General features: G+C 41.3%; 17 protein-coding genes. 8 read left to right on the forward strand and 9 right to left on the reverse strand.

The annotated features are described in order from the left end of the window. The 8 genes from ftsL to leuO all read right to left on the reverse strand — a co-directional run bounded on the left by ftsL (position 1) and on the right by leuO (position 9,243). Positions 1-321 (reverse strand): cell division protein FtsL, encoded by a 321-nt coding sequence (gene ftsL / locus CYG50_RS13010; RefSeq protein WP_102137387.1) that lies wholly within the window; start codon positions 319-321, stop codon positions 1-3. Beyond that, complete coding sequence (gene rsmH / locus CYG50_RS13015; protein ID WP_102137386.1) at positions 321-1,274, reverse strand: 16S rRNA (cytosine(1402)-N(4))-methyltransferase RsmH; 954 nt, start codon at positions 1,272-1,274, stop codon at positions 321-323. Before rsmH ends, ftsL begins: the two co-directional genes overlap by 1 nt. Before the next feature lie 2 nt (positions 1,275-1,276). Further along, positions 1,277-1,735 carry a division/cell wall cluster transcriptional repressor MraZ gene (gene mraZ / locus CYG50_RS13020; RefSeq protein WP_102137385.1) on the reverse strand — a complete coding sequence of 153 codons (459 nt, stop codon included), beginning with the start codon at positions 1,733-1,735 and terminating at the stop codon, positions 1,277-1,279. A gap of 698 nt (positions 1,736-2,433) precedes the next feature. Continuing rightward, on the reverse strand, positions 2,434-3,444 hold the full coding sequence (cra, locus tag CYG50_RS13025; RefSeq protein WP_102137384.1) for a catabolite repressor/activator: 1,011 nt from the start codon (positions 3,442-3,444) through the stop codon (positions 2,434-2,436). An 84-nt stretch (positions 3,445-3,528) separates the two neighbouring features. Next, positions 3,529-4,020, reverse strand: a complete 492-nt coding sequence (gene ilvN / locus CYG50_RS13030) for an acetolactate synthase small subunit (protein WP_004262045.1) — start codon at positions 4,018-4,020, stop codon at positions 3,529-3,531. A 2-nt stretch (positions 4,021-4,022) separates the two neighbouring features. Continuing rightward, on the reverse strand, positions 4,023-5,750 hold the full coding sequence (ilvI, locus tag CYG50_RS13035) for an acetolactate synthase 3 large subunit (RefSeq protein ID WP_102137786.1): 1,728 nt from the start codon (positions 5,748-5,750) through the stop codon (positions 4,023-4,025). 371 nt (positions 5,751-6,121) lie between these two features. Continuing rightward, a complete protein-coding gene (locus CYG50_RS13040; protein ID WP_102137383.1) occupies positions 6,122-7,954 on the reverse strand; it encodes an AMP-dependent synthetase/ligase in 1,833 nt (610 codons plus the stop codon). 320 nt (positions 7,955-8,274) lie between these two features. After that, entirely contained in the window at positions 8,275-9,243 is a 969-nt protein-coding gene (gene leuO, locus CYG50_RS13045) for a transcriptional regulator LeuO (protein WP_102137382.1), read from the reverse strand. An 892-nt stretch (positions 9,244-10,135) separates the two neighbouring features. On the opposite strand from leuO, the gene leuA reads away from it, so the two are divergent. The 7 genes from leuA to CYG50_RS13085 all read left to right on the forward strand — a co-directional run bounded on the left by leuA (position 10,136) and on the right by CYG50_RS13085 (position 19,047). Then, on the forward strand, positions 10,136-11,713 hold the full coding sequence (leuA, locus tag CYG50_RS13055) for a 2-isopropylmalate synthase (protein ID WP_102137381.1): 1,578 nt from the start codon (positions 10,136-10,138) through the stop codon (positions 11,711-11,713). Positions 11,714-11,715: 2 nt separating this feature from the next. Further along, positions 11,716-12,804: a 3-isopropylmalate dehydrogenase gene (gene leuB, locus CYG50_RS13060; RefSeq protein WP_102137380.1), complete on the forward strand. Its 1,089-nt coding sequence runs from the start codon at positions 11,716-11,718 to the stop codon at positions 12,802-12,804. A gap of 1 nt (position 12,805) precedes the next feature. Further along, complete coding sequence (gene leuC / locus CYG50_RS13065) at positions 12,806-14,209, forward strand: 3-isopropylmalate dehydratase large subunit (protein WP_102137379.1); 1,404 nt, start codon at positions 12,806-12,808, stop codon at positions 14,207-14,209. A 7-nt stretch (positions 14,210-14,216) separates the two neighbouring features. After that, positions 14,217-14,822: a 3-isopropylmalate dehydratase small subunit gene (gene leuD, locus CYG50_RS13070; RefSeq protein WP_102137378.1), complete on the forward strand. Its 606-nt coding sequence runs from the start codon at positions 14,217-14,219 to the stop codon at positions 14,820-14,822. Positions 14,823-15,317: 495 nt separating this feature from the next. Next, a complete protein-coding gene (gene sgrR, locus CYG50_RS13075; protein WP_102137377.1) occupies positions 15,318-16,997 on the forward strand; it encodes an HTH-type transcriptional regulator SgrR in 1,680 nt (559 codons plus the stop codon). 560 nt (positions 16,998-17,557) lie between these two features. Continuing rightward, positions 17,558-18,244, forward strand: coding sequence for a DNA mismatch repair endonuclease MutH (mutH, locus tag CYG50_RS13080; protein WP_102137376.1), 687 nt, complete (start codon positions 17,558-17,560; stop codon positions 18,242-18,244). A 71-nt stretch (positions 18,245-18,315) separates the two neighbouring features. Further along, complete coding sequence (locus CYG50_RS13085; protein WP_102137375.1) at positions 18,316-19,047, forward strand: TerC family protein; 732 nt, start codon at positions 18,316-18,318, stop codon at positions 19,045-19,047. Here CYG50_RS13085 and CYG50_RS13090 read toward each other — a convergent pair. Further along, on the reverse strand, positions 19,044-19,292 hold the full coding sequence (locus tag CYG50_RS13090; protein ID WP_102137374.1) for a Pathogenicity locus: 249 nt from the start codon (positions 19,290-19,292) through the stop codon (positions 19,044-19,046). The two genes, CYG50_RS13085 and CYG50_RS13090, sit on opposite strands and share 4 nt — an antisense overlap. Positions 19,293-19,454: 162 nt before the next feature. Between CYG50_RS13090 and CYG50_RS13095 the strand changes: the two genes are divergently transcribed. After that, positions 19,455-20,330 carry an alpha/beta fold hydrolase gene (locus CYG50_RS13095; RefSeq protein WP_102137373.1) on the forward strand — a complete coding sequence of 292 codons (876 nt, stop codon included), beginning with the start codon at positions 19,455-19,457 and terminating at the stop codon, positions 20,328-20,330. Positions 20,331-20,376 lie beyond the last annotated feature (46 nt).

Genomic DNA, 20,376 nt, shown 5'->3' on the forward strand with positions numbered 1-20,376 from the left:
TTATTGCTTAGAAACAATAATTTTTTCTTGTGATGGTTCAACTTGTACCATCTGTAATTTTTCAACCGATAAACGTTCTATTCGGCTATGGCTCGCAAGGGCATTTTCTTCAAGGATCAGATTGCGCCATTCGATATCTAATAAGTCTTTTTCTTCATACAATTTATCTTTTGCGGCCGTTAACAAACGCGTTTCATGTGCGGTAGTCACGACAAAAACGGCACTAATTATAATTGCAGACAATAAAATCAAAGGAACGATGCCATAACGAAATAAATCACGCCCAATGACGCGTGCTAGGCTGTGCCTTTCTGGAACCATTATTCCGCCGCCTTTTCAGCAAACCGCAACACAGAACTCCGTGCGCGTGGATTTTCGTCAATTTCGTTTTCAGAAGGTTTCATCTTGCCTAGGTCACGTAACTGCGCTGCGCCTAATGCTTTAATCTGCGTTTCAGTTAGCGGAATACCTGCTGGTACTGATGGCCCTTTACTGTTTTTGCGGATAAACCGCTTTACTAACCTGTCTTCCAAAGAATGGAAGCTGATAACCGATAAACGACCTTGTGGAGCTAAAACGTTCATTGCGCCTTCTAGCGCTTTTTCTATCTCTTCCAATTCACTATTGATATAAATCCGTATGGCTTGGAAGCTACGCGTCGCTGGGTGTTTGTGCCGATCTTTCATCGGACTAACTTTTGCGATTAATTCAGCCAGGTGCCGTGTGCGTGTTAATGGCTCTTCTTCTGGGTTATGGTTACGCTCAACAATCGCTCTCGCAATTCGTTTCGCAAAACGCTCTTCACCAAAAGTTTTTAAAACCCAAGCAATGTCATCCGCTTCTGCGTCCATCAACCATTGCTGTGCAGATTGCCCTTTGGTTGGGTCCATTCGCATATCTAACGGCCCGTCACGCATAAATGAAAAGCCACGCTCTGGGTCATCTAACTGCGGTGAAGAGACGCCTAAATCCAGCAATACACCATCAATTTGCCCAACTAAACCTTCTTCTTCCACATACTCTGCAATCGCAGAAAATGGGCCGTGTTTAATCATAAAACGAGGGTCATCAATTGCTTGAGCTGCTTTTATCGCTTCTGGGTCACGGTCAATGGCGATCAACCGCCCTTGTTCGCCAAGCTGGCTTAATATCAGCCTTGAATGGCCCCCACGCCCAAATGTGCCATCGATATAGATACCGTTAGGTTTAATGTTTAAGCCGTTCACGGCTTCATCCAGTAATACTGTTACGTGTTTAAATTGCTGTTGCGTCATTATTAAAGTGACAAATCCTGTAAGCGGGCTGAAAGTGGTTCATTGGTAAGGCGCTCAGCGGCAATGTCATCTTCCACTTGCTGATACCAAGTTTGTTCATCCCAAAGTTCAAATTTATTAATCTGGCCAACCAACATGACCTCTTTTGTTAGCCCTGCATGCTGACGCAATGTATTGGCTAACAAAAGACGCCCCGCGTTGTCCATTTGACATTCACTTGCATGGCCCAGTAACAGCCGTTGCACGCGTCGTTCCGCTGGGTTCATCGTCGATAACCGAGAAAGCTTTTCTTCGATAATCTCCCACTCCGGTAAGGTATAAAGCAGTAGGCACGGCTGGTGAAGGTCAATGGTACAGACCATTTGCCCTTTCGATTCCTCGTTCAGCATACCTCGGTAACGAGTCGGCACGGTTAGACGCCCTTTGCTGTCGAGATTAACCAGTGTTGCCCCACGAAACATACCCGATTATACCCCTTTTATTTTCAATTCACCCACTTTACCCCACAATTCACCACATATAAAGTTTACGAATGGTATGAAAACGTTGTCAAGCCAGTCGCACTCAGCTTTAGCTTTATTTACAGAACAATTCAGAAAAAATAAGGATAGGTAAAATATAACTTGGAAAGAAAATGGGAAATAACAGGTTGATATAATTAATATATTTTATAGAGTGCAACTTAAATAAGCGTGATCACTATAGATTGCTGCAAAATCATACAAATCATCATAAATTCAACTTATGTCTCATTTTTAATCAGTATATCTTGTACCGGTAATTTACTTTTATTGAGTCCTCAAATAATCGTTAATATCTAGTGATGATAAAATCACCCCGAAAGAAAAATAAAATCATTAAATATCAACACAATAAATAACTGTTTTAATAAACAGTATTCAATTTTAAATATTTATCGCACGAATCAATAATACACCCACAATAAATTTGTATTAATTTCATAATCCAATTTAGCTTTCATTTTAAAATCAGCAATAAATATATTAAGATAAATCCTAAAGTTAAATATTTACCTATTTTTAGCCTATAAAAAAAAAGCCCCTACAAGATAGGGGCCGTTATATTACTCATTATTGTGACTAACATCACTCATTATCGTGTAAATATTCACTATTCGATTAAAGTTAGGCCTGTTTTATTACTGCTTACGACCTAAGCTTCCGCGGCGACATAAATCACGACGAATACGAGTAATACCCGCTTCTGGTTTTTGCTTTTCATCAAGGCTGGCAAGAACCAGTTCTAAGATACGTTCAGCGATATCTCTATGGCGCTGTGCAAGGGACAACACTGGGCATTCAAGAAAATCTAATAGCTCGTTATCACCAAATGTGGCAATAACCATGTGCTCAGGTAAACGACCACTGCGCTTCAACGCAACATCCAAGACACCTTGTAGTAAGGAAAATGATGTTGTAAATAACGCGTCTGGCATCTCATTACCGCTATCCAGCCAATGTGCAAACACCTCTGCGGCTGAATCGCGTTCATAGCTATTTGCATACAGGTAATCAATCTTGCGCGGGTCTTCATTCCACGCCTTACGGAAACCTTGTTCGCGTAGATAACTGACTGACAGTTCAGGTAACGCCCCTAAATACAACACTGACTCAGCTTTAAATTTGCGTAATTCTGCTGAAATCATGAAAGCATCTTCTTGGTCATCACCAACGACACTAATAAAGTGTTCTTTTTCAAGGGCTCTATCAAGTGCGATAATCGGTAACGAACGGTTCGCCCAACGCTGATAAAACGGGTGCTCTGGCGGTAATGCTGTCGAGACAATAATCGCATCAACTTGCCGCTGTAAAAGGTGCTCAACACAACGAATTTCATTGTCGGGTTGGTCTTCCGAGCATGCTATCAGCAATTGATAACCACGTTGACGCGCCTGCCTTTCAAGGTAATTTGCTATACGGGTATAGCTAGTATTCTCCAAGTCAGGGATCACTAACCCAATCGAACGGGTGCGCCCTGCTCGTAGCCCCGCAGCAACTGCATTTGGATGGTAATTGTGTTCTCTGACGACTGCCATCACTTTTTCTACAGTTTTATCGCTGACTCGATACTGCTTGGCCTTGCCGTTGATCACATAACTAGCCGTTGTGCGGGAAACACCCGCTAGACGGGCTATCTCATCCAGTTTCACGTTAACCTCTTTACAATTTTGGGAATAGCCCCGAGTCATTCGGGGCCTTAAACGCGTTTATTCTACCTTCGGATGATAAATTTTTCATCGCATAATTTTATCACCGCGTGAAACACCGACGATCCCTGAGCGTACAACTTCAACAATTTCAGCAACACCACGTACTGATTCGATGAAAGCATCCAGTTTTTCGCTTGTTCCCGCTAGCTGAACGGTATAAAGCGTTGGAGTGACGTCAACAATTTGTCCACGGAAAATATCCGCACAACGCTTCACTTCGTCACGCCCATATCCAGAGGCTTGTAGCTTCACTAACATGATTTCACGTTCGATATGTGCTGACGCCGTCAGCTCACTGACACGCAACACATCAACCAATTTATGCAGTTGTTTCTCAATTTGCTCAAGAACCTTTGCATCCCCTTTCGTTTGGATAGTCATACGTGACAAGGTTGGGTCATCTGTTGGTGCAACGGTCAAACTTTCAATATTATAACCACGCTGAGAAAACAGACCGATGACACGGGACAAAGCACCTGATTCATTTTCTAATAAAACGGATAAAATACGACGCATGATCAGGTCCTCTCTGTTTTGCTCAACCACATTTCATCCATTGCACCACCACGGATCTGCATTGGATAAACGTGCTCAGTTTCATCAATATTGACATCAACGAAGACTAATCGCTGATTTTCATTCACTTCAACAAGGGCTTGTTTTAGTTTTTCTTCCAGTTCATCAGGTGTTGATATTGAAATACCAACGTGGCCATACGCTTGCGCTAACTTGATGAAATCAGGCAATGACTGCATGTAGGATTGTGAGTGACGGCCTTGATAAATCATATCCTGCCACTGCTTTACCATACCTAAGAAACCGTTGTTTAAATTGAGAACCAAAACCGGTAAGCCATATTGCAGAGCGGTTGAAAGCTCTTGGATGTTCATCTGGATGCTGCCATCCCCCGTCACACAGACAACGGTTGATTTTGGATGCGCTAATTTCACCCCTAATGCGGCAGGCAAACCAAATCCCATCGTTCCAAGCCCTCCTGAGTTTATCCAATGGCGAGGTTTATCAAAGGGATAATACAATGCCGCAAACATTTGGTGCTGCCCAACGTCAGACGTCACATAGGCTTCACCTTTTGTTAAACGGTAAATCATTTCAATGGCTTGTTGTGGTTTAACTTTGGTTTGGCTTGTTTCGTAGCGTAAGCATTGTTTACTACGCCATTGTTCAATTTCTTTCCACCATGAGGTGAGTGCTTGGCTATCTTGTTTAGCTGAAGCTTGGTCTAACTGACCTAACATTTGCTTTAATGTGAGTTTCGCATCACCCACGATTGGGATATCCGCATTAACTGTTTTTGAAATAGACGTTGGGTCAACATCAATTTGAATGACTGTCGCATTTGGGCAGTATTTTTCTAAATTGTTCGTTGTTCTATCATCAAAACGAACCCCAACGGCAAAAATCACATCAGAGTTGTGCATAACCTTGTTGGCTTCGTATGTTCCATGCATTCCAAGCATCCCGACAGACTGCTTGTGAGTTTCTGGGAAAGCCCCTAATCCCATTAAGGTTGATACCACTGGTAATTGCAGTTTTTCTGCCAACTCAATAAGTTCAGCAGAGCAATTCGCGTTAATCGCACCCCCGCCAATATAGAAAACTGGTTTTTTTGCCGAAACCAATTTGGTTAATGCTTTTTTGATTTGCCCTTTGTGGCCTTGCAACGTTGGGTTATAAGAACGCAAAGAAACGTTTTCGGGATAACGGTAAGCAAACTTTAAGGCAGGGTTAACGGTGTCTTTAGGGAAATCAATCACTACAGGACCGGGGCGCCCACTTGCCGCAATATAAAAAGCCTTCTTAATCGTTTCAGGAATTTCTTCTGCGCTTTTAATTAAAAAACTGTGTTTAACTATTGGCCTTGAGATCCCAACCATGTCGCACTCTTGGAACGCATCATTACCAATTAGCGAGCTTGCGACCTGCCCCGATAACACCACCATCGGTACAGAATCCATATACGCGGTCGCAATACCAGTAATAGCATTCGTTGCCCCAGGGCCGGATGTCACTAACACGACCCCCACATCCCCTGTTGAACGTGCATAACCATCAGCCATATGCACCGCAGCCTGTTCATGACGCACTAATATGTGTTCTACCCCGCCAACTGTATGAAGTGCATCATAAATATCTAATACTGCACCGCCTGGATAACCAAACACGTGCTTTACTCCTTGGTCAATCAACGATTTGACGACCATTTCCGCTCCCGACAACATCTCCATGAGTTTGCCCCCAGACATTATTTGCAAGTGAAGAGGTATGATCTACCCCTTTATTTTTATCATTTAAATTATGAAATTCGTGCTATTAACATATCGCTCTGGCTGAAACGAAGCAAACACCATTTCAGTGCAAGGATCACGAAACTTTCACATCATCTTGAACATGGGTATTTGATAGATAAATTGACTGCAGATAAAAATAATGGGAGGAAAAATGACTGGTATGAATGAAAATACAGTGCCAATTTAATTAGTTGGCACCGTTAAAATTGTGATATTAAGCGATTATCTGAATAAATTGATAAAAATAGAACAAAAACAAGACCCAGCCTACCCATAATACGGGTAAGCCAGGTTACTTAAGTTATAAATTATTCTTTGTACATTGATTCAATTTCTAATTGATAGCGCTCAGAAATAATTTTACGTCGCAGCTTTAAAGTCGGTGTTAATTCGCCTTTTTCCATTGAAAAAGTTGTGGGTAACAAAGTAAAGCGCTTAACTTGGTGGAAGTTTTCGATATTTTTCTGTAAATCTCTTAAACGGTTTTCAAATAATGCCACAATATTCGAGTCTTTTAAGAGTTCTAAACGATCCCGATATTTCAAATTTATTGAGTTCGCATATTCTTCTAGGCTCTCATAGCAAGGTACGATCAGCGCTGAAACAAACTTGCGTGCATCAGCAATGACTGCAATGTGTTCAATAAACTTGTCTTGCCCTAATACGCCTTCAATCATTTGTGGTGCAATATATTTTCCGTTAGACGTTTTCATTAAATCTTTTAGTCTATCTGTAATATATAAATTGCCTTGTTCGTCAATTTTCCCTGCATCACCCGTTTTAAGCCAGCCATCTGCTGTAAACGTATCTAAGGTTTCAATCGGGCGGTTGTAATAGCCTTTCATAACCACCGGCCCTTTCACTTGTATTTCATCGTCCCTGCCAATACGCACTGAAACAGAAGATAGCGGTGTACCAATCGAGCCTAATGGGTATTTGCCCTCTTCCCAGCAAGATACCGTGGCGCAGGTCTCTGACATACCATAGCCATATTTGATGTTTACCCCTGCGGAAAGGAAAAACGCAATCACATCGTCATCTAGACGAGCGCCTGCGGCTGGCATGAAGCGAATTCGTCCACCTAATCCTTCACGAATTTTATTGAGTACCAGTTTATCGGCTATCGGGAAAATAGCGCGGTTAATAAAAGAGGGTTTGCGGCCTTTAGCTAAGGCTTTCACACGCTGCTTGCCAAGAGATATTGCGCAGCGAAATAGCGCTCTACGCACTAGAGGCGCTTTTGCTACTTTACTTTGTATTGCTGAATAAACTTTTTCATAAAAACGAGGAACCGCACACATCACTGTTGGTTTTATCTCAGCTAACGCTTCCCGGACCTGATTGGTGTCCGTTAAATAAACGTTTAGTGCGCCAACGTGCATAACGTAAAAGCTCCACGCACGTTCAAAAACATGTGAAAGTGGTAAGAAACTTAAAGAGACATCATCAGCAGTTAGTTGTAATCGTTCGTCATGGAGATACAGTTGCGCAGCCATGTTGTAGTAATCCAACATAACGCCTTTTGGTTCTCCGGTGGTGCCTGATGTATAGATGATGGTGAATAAATCACTGAGATTATGTGCAGCGATGCGTTCATCAAGTTCTGCTTGGTATGCCGCTTGTGATTGCGCCATAAAGGTGGATAAATGCAATGTGTCGATTGAGATATCAGCTAACTCAACATTGTCATTCATCGCAACAATCGTCGTTAATTGAGGGCAAAGAGCGGGTAATTGGCATGCAACTTGATATTGCGCATCGTCCCCAACAAACAGCACTCTAATATTCGCGTCATTAATAATATACGCGGCTTGCTCGATACTGCTAGTTGCATAAAGTGGCACCGTGACTGCCCTAATTTGTAGCGCGGCAAAGTCAACCAATGACCAGTTCATACTGTTATGGGCAAATAACCCAATATTTTCTTGTGCGATAACGTTTAATGCTAAGAGACGCAGAGAAATCGCTGATGTACGATCGCCTACCTCACCCCACGTTAATGAGCTTCGTTGCCCGTTATCCCATTGACTGAAAGCTATCCGGTTCGCTGATTCGTGTGCAGTGACCCTGCTACGTAAGCGATTAACCAAGTGGTATGGATATAGATTTTCAGTAATCAAAGTGTATTCCCTATAAGTCATTATCGATATAAGTTACCCGGCACATTCACAAGCACTTAACCATTCTTATTATTTCAGCTTACAAGTGTTAGCTGAATATTCGCAGTGTATCGACTAAAGAGATGCGTGAAAAGCATTTATATGTAAATTTTTTGCAAATGTTATGTCTGCAACAAAACACATCATAGGGCTAACTATAATGAGTTAATTACCTTATTGGTGTGTATATTTATAAGTGCGTCTGCAAGAACATAGAGATTGTAAGCCTTAACAAAATGACTATTTATTTTTCATCATGTCTAGGACAGCCTACAACCTCTCACAATGTTTAAATAGGCGTTCTACGCTGCTGCGGCTTGTTCAGGGAGTTCTTCAATCAATTGGTTAAATTGGGATTTCATCCATTGATGGCCTTTATCTCTAACCGTTGATTCATGCCACGTTAAATAGCAAGGTAGTGAGTCCCTAAGCCAAGGTAATGTTAATGTACGTAATTTCAGTTGGCCAAAGTAATGACCTACTAGCCATTTGGGTACAATAGCCACGAGATCCGTTTGAGCAACAATGCTCAATACACTATTTAAGTCAGTACCTTGATAGCTAATCGTATGCGATAACTCAGTATTATTGTAATAAGGTTTACTAAATGACCCCATGTTATCCATCGACATAATGGCATGACGTTCATTATTTAGTTCAATTTCAGAAATTGAATTACCAATACGTGGATGATGATTTGCAACTACTAAGACCAATTCATCATCAAATAAAACTTGATGTTGGAACTCTGCCTTTTCTAATTGGTTATAGCCAAGGAAAAAATCCATTTCTTGGTATTTTAATTGATGAGCAATCTTATTATCCATGAAAGAGTGGATAACTATATTAATATTAGGCGAAACTACCTTAAATTTTTCGACAATAATAGCAGCCAGACGAATGTCTAATGGCGAACAAATAGATAAATTAAATACTCGCTCACTATTTTGCGGATTAAAGCCTGCACTAGGTAACTCATTATGAACTAATTGTAATGCTTGCCTAATAGGCCCGAACAGTTGCTTAGCACGAGATGTCGGCTGAATACCACGCCCATAGCGCACAAACAATTCATCATTAAACATTGATTTTAAACGTGAAACTGCATTACTCACTGCAGGCTGAGACATCCCTAGAACTTGCGCCGCTTTTGTTACGTTTTGCATCTGCATCACTACGTCAAAAACCGTTAATAAGTTGAGGTCAACATTACGCAAATGAATATCGCTACTGTCTTTTTTAGCTGTTGAAATTGTATCAAAATCAGTCATTTTTTACTCCACTAATATATTTATCATTTTTCATTAACGAAAAGAGTCATTCATCTTAAAAACCGACGAATATATAAATTCATTAAATATTATTCTTAAAACAACTTATAGATAATAAGCTATTTCGCTTTCCCTGCATTTATTAAAACGACGTTTATATTACTTAACCTATTAATTAAACTTGCAGTATAAATATCATTATAAAACGTAAATATTCATCAACATAATGAATGATAACCACTTATTAGCCTTTCGCTCACTCACCATAAAAATAATAAAGCAATTTTTGCAAGAAATCATAATAAATCGCATTTAGAATCAATAAATATTCTCATTATCAGATTATTTTTTAAATACTCATTTATTAGATAATTAACTTAATTAAAAAGCATTGGCGAAGATGATTTATTCCCTGTATTGAGTCTCATTTCACATCAAAACAATAAAAACCACATAAAAATCAATGAGTTTAATCAAAACAACACTCAACCACACTTAACGAAAGAATTTTACCCTTATAACTACATAGAAATCCAGATAAAACAGAAGAGATACACCAAAAAAATAGCAACAACCACCAAGCGCGAGCCATAATTCATGATTGGTAAAAATATGCTAAAAATCTATGATTGACATTAACTTTAAGATAACGTATCAATAAATACAGTTTGATTAAGATACTCAAGAGAGACAGTTAAAATGACATTTTCTATTCGCCTACTAAGCCTACTACTACTCGCATTAAATTTGCGCGGTATGCTTATGGACGAAAAATAGAAACAAACTGTCCACAAACATGAAGAACCCGCGCAACCCGCGGGTTTTTTTATGCCTGCGGCTTTGGAAGAACATAACGCTAAGTAAAAACAAAATTCGATATGAGGAACACAATATGAGCAACCAAGTCATTATCTTCGATACCACCTTACGCGACGGTGAGCAGGCATTACAGGCAAGTTTGTCAGTCAGAGAAAAATTACAAATCGCCTTCGCATTAGAGCGTTTAGGCGTTGATATCATTGAAGCTGGTTTCCCAGTCTCTTCACCGGGTGACTTCGAATCTGTTCAAACTATCGCGAGAGAAATAAAAAATAGCCGAATTTGTGCATTAGCGCGTTGTATTGAAAATGATATTGATGTGGCCGCCGAGTCATTAAAAGTTGCCGAAGCTTTCCGTATTCATATTTTCTTAGCCACCTCCAACTTGCATATGGAGAAAAAATTAAATAAATCATTTGATGGTGTAATGGATATGGCAATCAACTCCATCAAGCGCGCTAGACGCTATACCGACGACGTTGAATTCTCCTGTGAAGACGCTGGCCGTACTGATCCCGACAATTTGTGCCGCATTGTAGAAACCGCGATTAATGCAGGCGCAACCACGATTAACATTCCAGATACTGTCGGTTATACAACACCTTACCAGTTTGGTGGCATTATCACTGATTTGTATAACCGAGTACCTAATATTAATAAAGCCGTTATTTCTGTTCATTGCCATGATGATTTAGGGATGTCCGTTGCTAACTCAATCAGTGCCGTGCAAGCCGGTGCCCGCCAAGTAGAAGGTACCATCAACGGCTTAGGTGAACGCGCAGGCAATACGGCATTAGAAGAAGTGATTATGGCCATTAAATTGCGCGAACAAATGTTGAATGTGCATACCAATATTAATCACAAAGAAATTTACCGTACCAGCCAATTAGTTAGCCAATTATGTAATACACCAATCCCAGCCAATAAAGCGGTTGTCGGCAGCAACGCATTTGCTCACTCATCAGGAATTCACCAAGATGGTGTGCTGAAAAACCGTGAAACCTACGAAATTATGACGCCAGAGTCCATTGGTTTAAAAGAACAGCAATTGAATTTAACCTCACGTTCTGGCCGCGCCGCTGTTAAGCACCGTATGGAGGAGATGGGGTATCACGAAGGTAAAGATTTCAAATTGGATGAATTGTATACTGCATTTTTGAATTTAGCCGATAAAAAAGGCCAAGTCTTTGACTATGACTTAGAAGCTTTGGCTTTCTTCACAAAACAACAAGATGAAACTGACCACTTCGTCATGGACTATTTCAGTACACAATCAGGCTCGAGTATCGTCGCAACAGCGACAGTCAAAATGCAGTGTGGCGATGAAGTAAAATCTGAAGCGGCAACCGGCAATGGCCCTGTTGATGCCATCTATCAAGCCATCAGCAACATTACCCAATTCCCTATGAAATTAGTCTCTTATCAGTTATCGGCTAAAGGCCACGGTGAAAATGCATTAGGCCAAGTGGATATCGTGGTTGAGTGCCATAACCGTAAGTTCCACGGGATGGGGTTAGCGACAGATATCGTCGAATCATCAGCAAAAGCCATGGTGCATGTGTTGAATAGCATTTGGCGCTCAGAGCAAGTTGAAAAAGAAAAACAAAAAATAAATCAAGAATCACAATCAAACACAAAGGAAGCTGTTTAACAATGTCTAGTTATAAAATTGCCGTATTACCGGGTGATGGCATCGGTCCAGAAGTGATGGCGCAAGCTCACAAGGTTTTAGCTGCTATCAGCAAACGTTTTGCAGTAACAATCAACACCACTGAGTATGATGTGGGCGGTGCGGCAATCGACAAACACGGTGAGCCATTACCACAGGCCACTGTAAAAGGTTGTGAGGAAGCTGATGCTGTCTTATTTGGTTCTGTCGGTGGGCCGAAATGGGAACACTTGCCACCCGACAGCCAGCCTGAGCGTGGTGCATTATTACCTTTACGTAAGCATTTTAAATTATTCAGTAATTTACGCCCTGCTCGTTTATATCAAGCATTAGAAGCATTTTGCCCATTACGTGCAGACATCGCAGCTCAAGGCTTTGATATTCTTTGTGTGCGTGAATTAACCGGTGGGATTTACTTCGGTCAACCCAAAGGCCGTAAAGGTGAAGGCCAAGAAGAGTATGCATTTGATACTGAAGTTTATCACCGCTATGAAATCGAGCGCATTGCACGTATTGCGTTTGAATCGGCTCGCAAACGTAATAACAAAGTCACATCAATTGACAAAGCAAACGTATTGCAAAGCTCAGTATTATGGCGTGAAGTGGTCAATCAAATCGCAAAAGAATATCCAGATGTTGAAGTCAGCCATATGTATATTGATAACGCGGCCATGCAAATGATCAAAGCCCCATCTCAGTTTGATGTGGTGTTATGTTCTAACTTGTTCGGCGATATTATTTCTGATGAATGTGCGATGATCACTGGCTCCATGGGTATGCTGCCTTCTGCGAGCTTGAATGAAGCAGGATTTGGTTTGTATGAACCTGCGGGCGGCTCTGCACCAGATATTGCTGGAAAAAATATTGCTAACCCAATCGCACAAATTTTATCTGCTTCCATGCTGCTAAGATTTAGCTTAGACCAAGCCGATGCCGCAGATGCCATCGAACGTGCGGTCAATAAAGCCTTAGAAGAAGGTTATAGAACATCAGACTTAGCAGGTGCAGGTCAGTCAATAAGTACCAGTGAAATGGGCGATATTATTGCTCGTTATATTGCAGAAGGGGTTTAACATGGCCAAGACTTTATATCAAAAATTGTATGATGCCCACGTTGTCCGTGAAGTCGAAAATGAAATCCCTTTGATTTATATCGATCGCCATTTGGTGCATGAAGTGACATCACCTCAAGCCTTTGACGGTTTGAGAACTAAAAACCGCCCGTTGCATCAGCCAAGTAAAACATTTGCAACAATGGATCACAACGTATCAACACAAACCAAAGATATCAATGCTTGTGGTGATATGGCCCGCATTCAAATGCAAGAATTAATGAAGAACTGTAAAGAGTTCGGCGTAACTTTGTATGATTTGAATCACCCATACCAAGGTATTGTCCATGTGATGGGGCCTGAGCAAGGTATTACTTTGCCCGGTATGACCATTGTATGTGGCGATTCCCACACCGCAACCCACGGTGCATTTGGCTCATTAGCCTTTGGTATCGGAACATCTGAAGTTGAGCACGTGATGGCGACTCAAACGCTGAAACAAGCACGCGCTAAAACAATGAAAATTGAAGTCGTAGGCAAAGCTCCAGCAGGTATTACCGCAAAAGATATCGTGTTAGCCATTATCGGTACAACTGGCAGCGCAGGCGGTACTGGCTATATTGTTGAATTTTGTGGTGAAGCCATCGAAAACTTGAGTATGGAAGGCCGTATGACTGTGTGTAATATGGCTATCGAGTTAGGCGCAAAAGCCGGGATTATCGCACCGGATGAAACCACCTTTGCCTATATGAAAGGCCGCCAATTTGCACCTAAAGGCCAACAATGGGACGATGCAGTTGCTTATTGGAAAACATTAAAAACCGATGACGATGCTAAGTTCGATAAAATCATCACAATTCAGGCTAGTAGCATCGCGCCACAAGTCACTTGGGGAACCAACCCTGGGCAGGTGATTGCCATCAACCAACCGATCCCTGCTCCTGAGTCATTTGCAGACCCCGTTGAGCGAGCATCTGCTGAAAAAGCATTAGCTTACATGGGATTAGAGTCTGGCATTAAATTATCTGACGTCAAAATTGATAAAGTCTTTATTGGCTCATGTACGAATTCACGTATTGAAGATTTACGTGCTGCTGCTGCAATTGCCAAAGGCAAAAAAGTGGCGAATGGCGTACAAGCCATTGTTGTTCCCGGATCTGGCCCTGTTAAGGCCCAAGCTGAGCAAGAAGGTTTGGATAAAATCTTTATTGAAGCAGGCTTTGAATGGCGCTTGCCGGGCTGCTCCATGTGTTTAGCGATGAATAATGACCGTTTAAACCCAGGCGAGCGCTGTGCATCAACCAGTAACCGTAACTTTGAAGGCCGCCAAGGTCGTGCTGGTCGTACCCACTTGGTTAGCCCAGCAATGGCAGCCGCTGCGGCGATTAATGGCCATTTTGCTGATGTACGTGATATTCAAATCTAAGGAGAAAATGATGGAAAAGTTTATTACACACGTCGGGATTGTCGCTCCTTTAGATGCAGCAAATGTTGATACTGATGCCATTATCCCTAAGCAATTTTTACAAAAAGTCACGCGGACGGGTTTTGGCCAACATTTGTTTAATGACTGGCGTTTTTTAGATGAGAACGGGCAACAGCCTAATCCTGATTTCGTATTAAATAAACCAGTTTTCAAAGGGGCAAGTATTTTATTAGCTCGTGAAAACTTTGGTTGTGGCTCATCTCGTGAGCACGCACCTTGGGCATTAACTGACTTTGGTATTCAAGTGGTTATCGCCCCAAGTTTTGCTGATATTTTTTATGGTAACTCGTTCAATAACCAATTATTACCAATTAAATTAAGTGAAACCGAAGTGGATGAGCTGTTTAATTATGTTAATAGCCATGAAGGTTGCCAATTTACGGTGGACTTAGAAGCCCAAACCGTGACCGCAGGAGATAAAACCTATCATTTTGAAATCGACAGCTTCCGCCGCCACTGCATGATGAATGGTTTGGATAGCATTGGTTTGACACTGCAATATGTCAACCAAATCAAAGATTTCGAAAGCAAGATCCCATCTTTTATGCAGTAAATTCTTTTCTACGCCTACTTTGGTGGGCGTAGTTCCTCTTTTATCTCACATTTTTTGTTATATAGCCGCTTTTCATCTCAAAAATGCGGAATTAATCCTTCTTAACAAATTTACTCTCCCAAACTGCTTCCTCATTAAATTTTTCCTGTATAATTAACCTAAATATTTTGCCCACCACAAAATTTACTTTTACTTTTACTTAACTATTTTTTCTAAATAGTTTGTGTTGTGGCAAGGCGGCAAACGAGGATATCCCTAGGAGCATACACCAGTATGTGACTAGGGTAGCGGAGTGAAGCCAACACAGCCACGGCGCAAAATATGACGAAAAAATAAAAAAAAGCCGGTAAAAACCGGCTCGGTGATAAACACCATTACTCTAAATGGGGGAGTCGGTCGGCAACATGCAGACCAAACGAGCTACTTACTGCCTTCTATTATCGTGAGATTTTAGGAAATTAAAATTGATGTGTTTTTTGCCGGAGTTCCTCTTTTATGTCTAATTCTCGATTACAAACCCAATTTATTCGTCTCTGGCAACATTTTCAGGGCCAAGACAGTGAAACAACGCTGCAAGATATCGCTGATACGCTGTTTTGCTCTCGCCGTCATGTTCGGACACTGCTTAATAATATGCAATCACACGGTTGGCTTAGCTGGCAAGCAGAGTCTGGTCGAGGAAAGCGCTCCACTCTTATTTTCCATGTTAATGGCTTAGAGCTACAACAGGCACAGGCTGAACAATTACTCAAAGAAGAAAGTATTGAGAAATTGGTTGCACTGGTTGGTGATAAGGAAACCATTCGCCAAATGGTATTGTCTGAACTGGAACGCAGCTATCGACAAGGTAAAAACTTATTACGGATTATTTATTATCGTGATTTTCCGACACTGCTTCCCGGTGCGCCAATGCGCCGCTCAGAAATTCACTTAATGAGCCAAATATTTAATGGCCTTACCCATATAAATGAGGAAAAAGGGGAAGTGGAAAATGGCCTTGCCCACCATTGGCAGTCCGTCAATGAGACCCAATGGCGTTTCTATTTACGCCCCGCTATTTATTTCCATCATGGGCGAGAAATGGTTGCTGACGATATTATCTATTCCCTTTTACGCTTAAAAACCTGTTGGCCTCTGTTCTCTCATATACAATCCGTCAGCTCACCACACCCTTATGTTATTGATATCACGTTAAGTGAGCCTGATAAACAACTGCCTTGGTTGTTAGGCAGCCATCATGCGGCTATTTTACCGAAGGAGTGGGAGAGCCTAGAAAATTTTAGCCGTTGCCCAATCGGCACGGGTCCTTATCAAGTGGAAAAAAACTTGCCACAAAAACTCACTATTACGGCTTTTGACCGCTATTTTGGTTATCGTGCGCTGCTTGATGAAGTGACTATTTGGGTGGTTCCTGAACTCTCAGAACAAATGGTTTGTACGACATTAAAAATGGATGGTGATAAGCACCATAATGGCTCGCTCGAAAGCCGTATGGAAGAAGGCTGTTATTTTCTGTTAATGGACCAGCGTTCAACCATTACTCAGCGTGAAGATGTCCGTAAATGGTTGTGTAGCTTTTTAACCCCAATCAACCTGCTTGCCCACTGTGAGCCGTTTTATCAGCGCCATTGGGCCCCTGCTTATGGCCTGTTACTCCATTGGCACCACAGTAAAATGCTAACCTTGTTCCCTAAGCCTGAAGATTTAACAGAGCTAACTGTCACTTTTTATCGCAACCACCATGAGTTCTATGCGATTAGCCAAATCATGAAACGCGTGTTGCAGCAGCAAGGTGTGGAGCTCAAGATCAATATTATTGATTACGATGATTGGTTTAATGGCAATGGGCAAAGTGATATCTGGTTAACAACCGCTAACTTTTTTAAACCTCTTGAGTTTTCCATTTTTGCAACCTTGTACGAAATGCCGTTGTTACGTCAGTGCCTTAATAACCCCCTCAGTGATGAACTCAATCTATGGCGTAATAACCAATTAGATGTTGAAGCTTGGTGTGAAAGCTTAATTGACTCACAAATTTTTCACCCCATCTTTCATCATTGGCTCGAACTGCAAGGCCAAAACACCATGCGCGGTGTACGGATGAACACCTTTGGCTGGTTTGATTTTAAATCCGCCTGGTTTAAACCTTCTGAGGATAACCTAACAAAATATTGATAGTTATGAACAGATAAAATGAATAATAAGGATGTTATTCACTTTTTCTGTGGATATCCATGTGAACAACCTCATGGTAATCAGGGTATATCCCCAAATCACTTTTTTATCAGAAAAAAGAAAAATTAAATAATCACTGATAAATCAAATAAATAAATAACGAAAAATCAGTTTATCCACTGACTATTTTTTTTACTAAAATGCCTAAGACTTCAACTGAGCAAAGATCAAACAACGTTGTATTTATCCACAAGATATGTGCTTAACTTACTCATATTCTGTGACTCTCGTCATAAAAACCGTTTCGTCAAGGCTGTAAATACACACAGTAATCTCGATTTTTCACAGTTATCCAGAAATCCTGTGGATAACCTAGTGCATGATCCTGTGATTATCTTGGGATGAACTTGAATAACCTCTGTAATAATTTATAATTCAGATGAATAAATAACATTATATTCATATATATCATATAGTTAGAAATACCATAGAAAAAGTGTTATACTTCTTAAGTTATATGTATTTCCACTGGCTACTTTTTATACATTACTATTCAAACCATGACGCCATTTATTGCACCGCCACCACCAGATAACGAAGCGACCTTAATGGCCCGAGCGCAAGCTCTTGCTGGCTACACGCTTGGTGAACTCGCCCAACATGCAGCGATCCCTATTCCTCCTGATCTCAAGCGAGACAAAGGCTGGGTTGGCATGTTATTGGAATATTATTTAGGCGCGAGCGCGGGAAGTAAGGCAGAGCAAGATTTCGCCCATATTGGTATTGAATTAAAAACTATTCCTATTGACCGTCATGGTGCTCCACTCGAAACCACCTTTGTTTCTGTTGCACCGTTAACGGGAAATAGCGGCTTAACATGGGAAAATAGCCATGTTCGTCGCAAACTATCCCGTATTTTATGGTTTCCTATCGAAGGGGAAAGGCAAATTCCGCTCTCACAGCGCCGAGTCGCAAACCCATTAATCTGGAGCCCCTCCCCCTTAGAAGAGCAGTTACTACGACAAGATTGGGAAGAGTTAATGGATCTCATTGTGTTAGGCAAAGTGGAAAGTATCACTGCACGTCATGGGCAGGTATTACAGATCCGTCCTAAAGCGGCGAACAATAAAGCATTAACTGAAGCTATTGGTGAGTTTGGTCAACCTATTATGACGCTACCTCGTGGCTTTTATCTAAAAAAGGATTTTACAGGCCCGCTGTTAGCACGGCATTTTAGTTTATCTTAATCAACAAGGTGTCGCCTGTACCAAAGCAGACGATAAAAATTTATCACTGTTTCATTGTAGAAGGTGCACAGATGTTTGAGTGGATACTCGACCCCAATGCATGGATGGCACTTGCCACCCTAACCATATTAGAAATTGTCCTAGGCATCGATAATATTATTTTTCTGAGTATTGTGGTGAGCAAGCTTCCGAGCCACCAGCAAAATAGTGCCAGACGGACAGGCCTTATTGCAGCAATGGTGATGCGCCTTGCGCTATTGGCTTCGATTGCTTGGTTATCACGCCTTACCACCCCACTTTTTACAGTTGCTGACCATGTGGTATCTGCACGCGATCTCATATTATGCGCAGGTGGAATATTCCTTATTTGGAAAGCAAGCCAAGAAATTTTTGAAACCATTGAAGGAGAAGGTGAAAATAATCTAGCCAATAAGAAAGTGAGCTCATTTTGGGGCGCTATCGTACAAATTGCTTTATTAGACATTATCTTCAGTTTAGATTCAGTGATCACCGCGGTGGGGCTTTCAGACCACTTATTTATCATGATGGCAGCAGTGGTCATCGCTGTACTCATTATGATGCTTGCGGCCAAACCCATTGGCGACTTTGTTGAACGTTACCCTTCCGTAAAAATCTTGGCCTTATCATTTTTGATTTTAGTTGGCTTCACATTGCTGCTTGAAAGTGTTCAAGTCCATGTTTCTAAAGGCTACATTTATTTTGCTATGTTTTTTTCTATGGCAGTGCAAGTTCTCAATATCTTGCGCAGTAAGAAATGGAAAACCAGAAACCAAACTGATTAAGATGGCAATCTAACCGCTTGTTTAGCCGCTAAAATAGCCCCTTCTACCGCTTTTTTTGCTTGTGGGCTATTTTTCCAGCAGCTTGAGCCTGTTAATGCGGCTCCAGAAATTAAAATTTCATCATAGGAGGCTTCACTTAATTGTGCGAGTGAACTAAACCCCATTTGTTCTAAACGGCTAATCACCATGGGGCCAACACCTTTGACAACCAATAAAATCTGTTTTTCTGATTCGGAAAATGCCATTTGACGATCCTCTTGTGAATGAATTGATATTTATTAAGCGAATATTTTGCATTTTACCTATTTAATACTTTAAAATTGCAACTATAACAATGCCAGTTTTAATAATTATTAACTGACCTATCTTATCACCCATCTGTACCTGCTTTGTGTTAGGAATTCACCATGTATAACGCGCCACTGACCAACCCACATCAACACACGATGCAATTACCTGATAGCCGTCAATTTTGCTGGTTTGAGTCGGGCCCTAAAACAGGCTTTCCTGTTATTTTTTGTACCGGTGCGGGTATGAGTGGTTCATTAGGATTTGGTTTGGATTTACTCGAACAACTGAATATTCGTTTGATTGTTCCTGAACGTGCGGGGCTTGGTGAGTCAACATTTCACCCTGAAAAATCATTAAAAAATTTTGCTATGGATGTTCAAGCACTGTTAGATAAGCAGTCCATTACTCAATATTCTGTCATCGGCTTTTCTCAAGGTGCTGTTTTTGCCATGGCTATCGCTCACTATTGCCAACCTATCTCACTGTCTATTGTGTCAGGGCAAGACCAATTTGAATACCCTGCAACTCGCGCAATACTCAGTGCTGATATCGTGAACATGCAAGAGCAAGCCCTTAACAGCCCTGAAGCGCTGTCTGATTGGCTATTAAAAAATGTCACTGGTGAGTGGCTATTGGCGTTTATTCTTAATTGCAGTGCAGAAATCGACCAACAACTCTACAATGAAGAACATTTCCTTGAGGCATATAGCCATTGCATGAGACGTGCTTTCGCCCAAGGCAACCAAGGATATGTTCAAGACTTATTAATTGCATTGCAGAAATGGGAATTCGCCCCTGAAACGACCTGCGTGCCCGTCTCTTTATGGTATGGCGAACTCGATATGAGCACAGTCCATTCCCCTGATTTTGGCAAAATATTAGCCAGCCGTTTTCCCAATTGCCAACATCATTTATTAAGCGATGAGGGAGGCTCACTACTTTGGACACAAGCGGAAGCTATTTTAGCCGATATTCAGCAGCACGCTGCATAAGCAAAAACCGCGATGAGTTATTCATCGCGGCTATTATTTACACCCT

This window comes from Providencia huaxiensis, from assembly GCF_002843235.3.
Lineage (GTDB): Bacteria > Pseudomonadota > Gammaproteobacteria > Enterobacterales > Enterobacteriaceae > Providencia > Providencia huaxiensis.

Coding starts and splice junctions, on each gene's coding strand:
- ilvI (WP_102137786.1), bottom strand. CDS start 5,750: ATGGAGATGTTGTCGGGAGCGGAAATGGTCGTCAAATCGTTGATTGAC.
- sgrR (WP_102137377.1), top strand. CDS start 15,318: ATGTCTAATTCTCGATTACAAACCCAATTTATTCGTCTCTGGCAACAT.
- CYG50_RS13090 (WP_102137374.1), bottom strand. CDS start 19,292: ATGGCATTTTCCGAATCAGAAAAACAGATTTTATTGGTTGTCAAAGGT.
- mraZ (WP_102137385.1), bottom strand. CDS start 1,735: ATGTTTCGTGGGGCAACACTGGTTAATCTCGACAGCAAAGGGCGTCTA.
- rsmH (WP_102137386.1), bottom strand. CDS start 1,274: ATGACGCAACAGCAATTTAAACACGTAACAGTATTACTGGATGAAGCC.
- ftsL (WP_102137387.1), bottom strand. CDS start 321: ATGGTTCCAGAAAGGCACAGCCTAGCACGCGTCATTGGGCGTGATTTA.
- CYG50_RS13095 (WP_102137373.1), top strand. CDS start 19,455: ATGTATAACGCGCCACTGACCAACCCACATCAACACACGATGCAATTA.
- mutH (WP_102137376.1), top strand. CDS start 17,558: ATGACGCCATTTATTGCACCGCCACCACCAGATAACGAAGCGACCTTA.
- CYG50_RS13085 (WP_102137375.1), top strand. CDS start 18,316: ATGTTTGAGTGGATACTCGACCCCAATGCATGGATGGCACTTGCCACC.
- leuD (WP_102137378.1), top strand. CDS start 14,217: ATGATGGAAAAGTTTATTACACACGTCGGGATTGTCGCTCCTTTAGAT.
- leuA (WP_102137381.1), top strand. CDS start 10,136: ATGAGCAACCAAGTCATTATCTTCGATACCACCTTACGCGACGGTGAG.
- CYG50_RS13040 (WP_102137383.1), bottom strand. CDS start 7,954: ATGACTTATAGGGAATACACTTTGATTACTGAAAATCTATATCCATAC.
- leuB (WP_102137380.1), top strand. CDS start 11,716: ATGTCTAGTTATAAAATTGCCGTATTACCGGGTGATGGCATCGGTCCA.
- leuO (WP_102137382.1), bottom strand. CDS start 9,243: ATGACTGATTTTGATACAATTTCAACAGCTAAAAAAGACAGTAGCGAT.
- ilvN (WP_004262045.1), bottom strand. CDS start 4,020: ATGCGTCGTATTTTATCCGTTTTATTAGAAAATGAATCAGGTGCTTTG.
- leuC (WP_102137379.1), top strand. CDS start 12,806: ATGGCCAAGACTTTATATCAAAAATTGTATGATGCCCACGTTGTCCGT.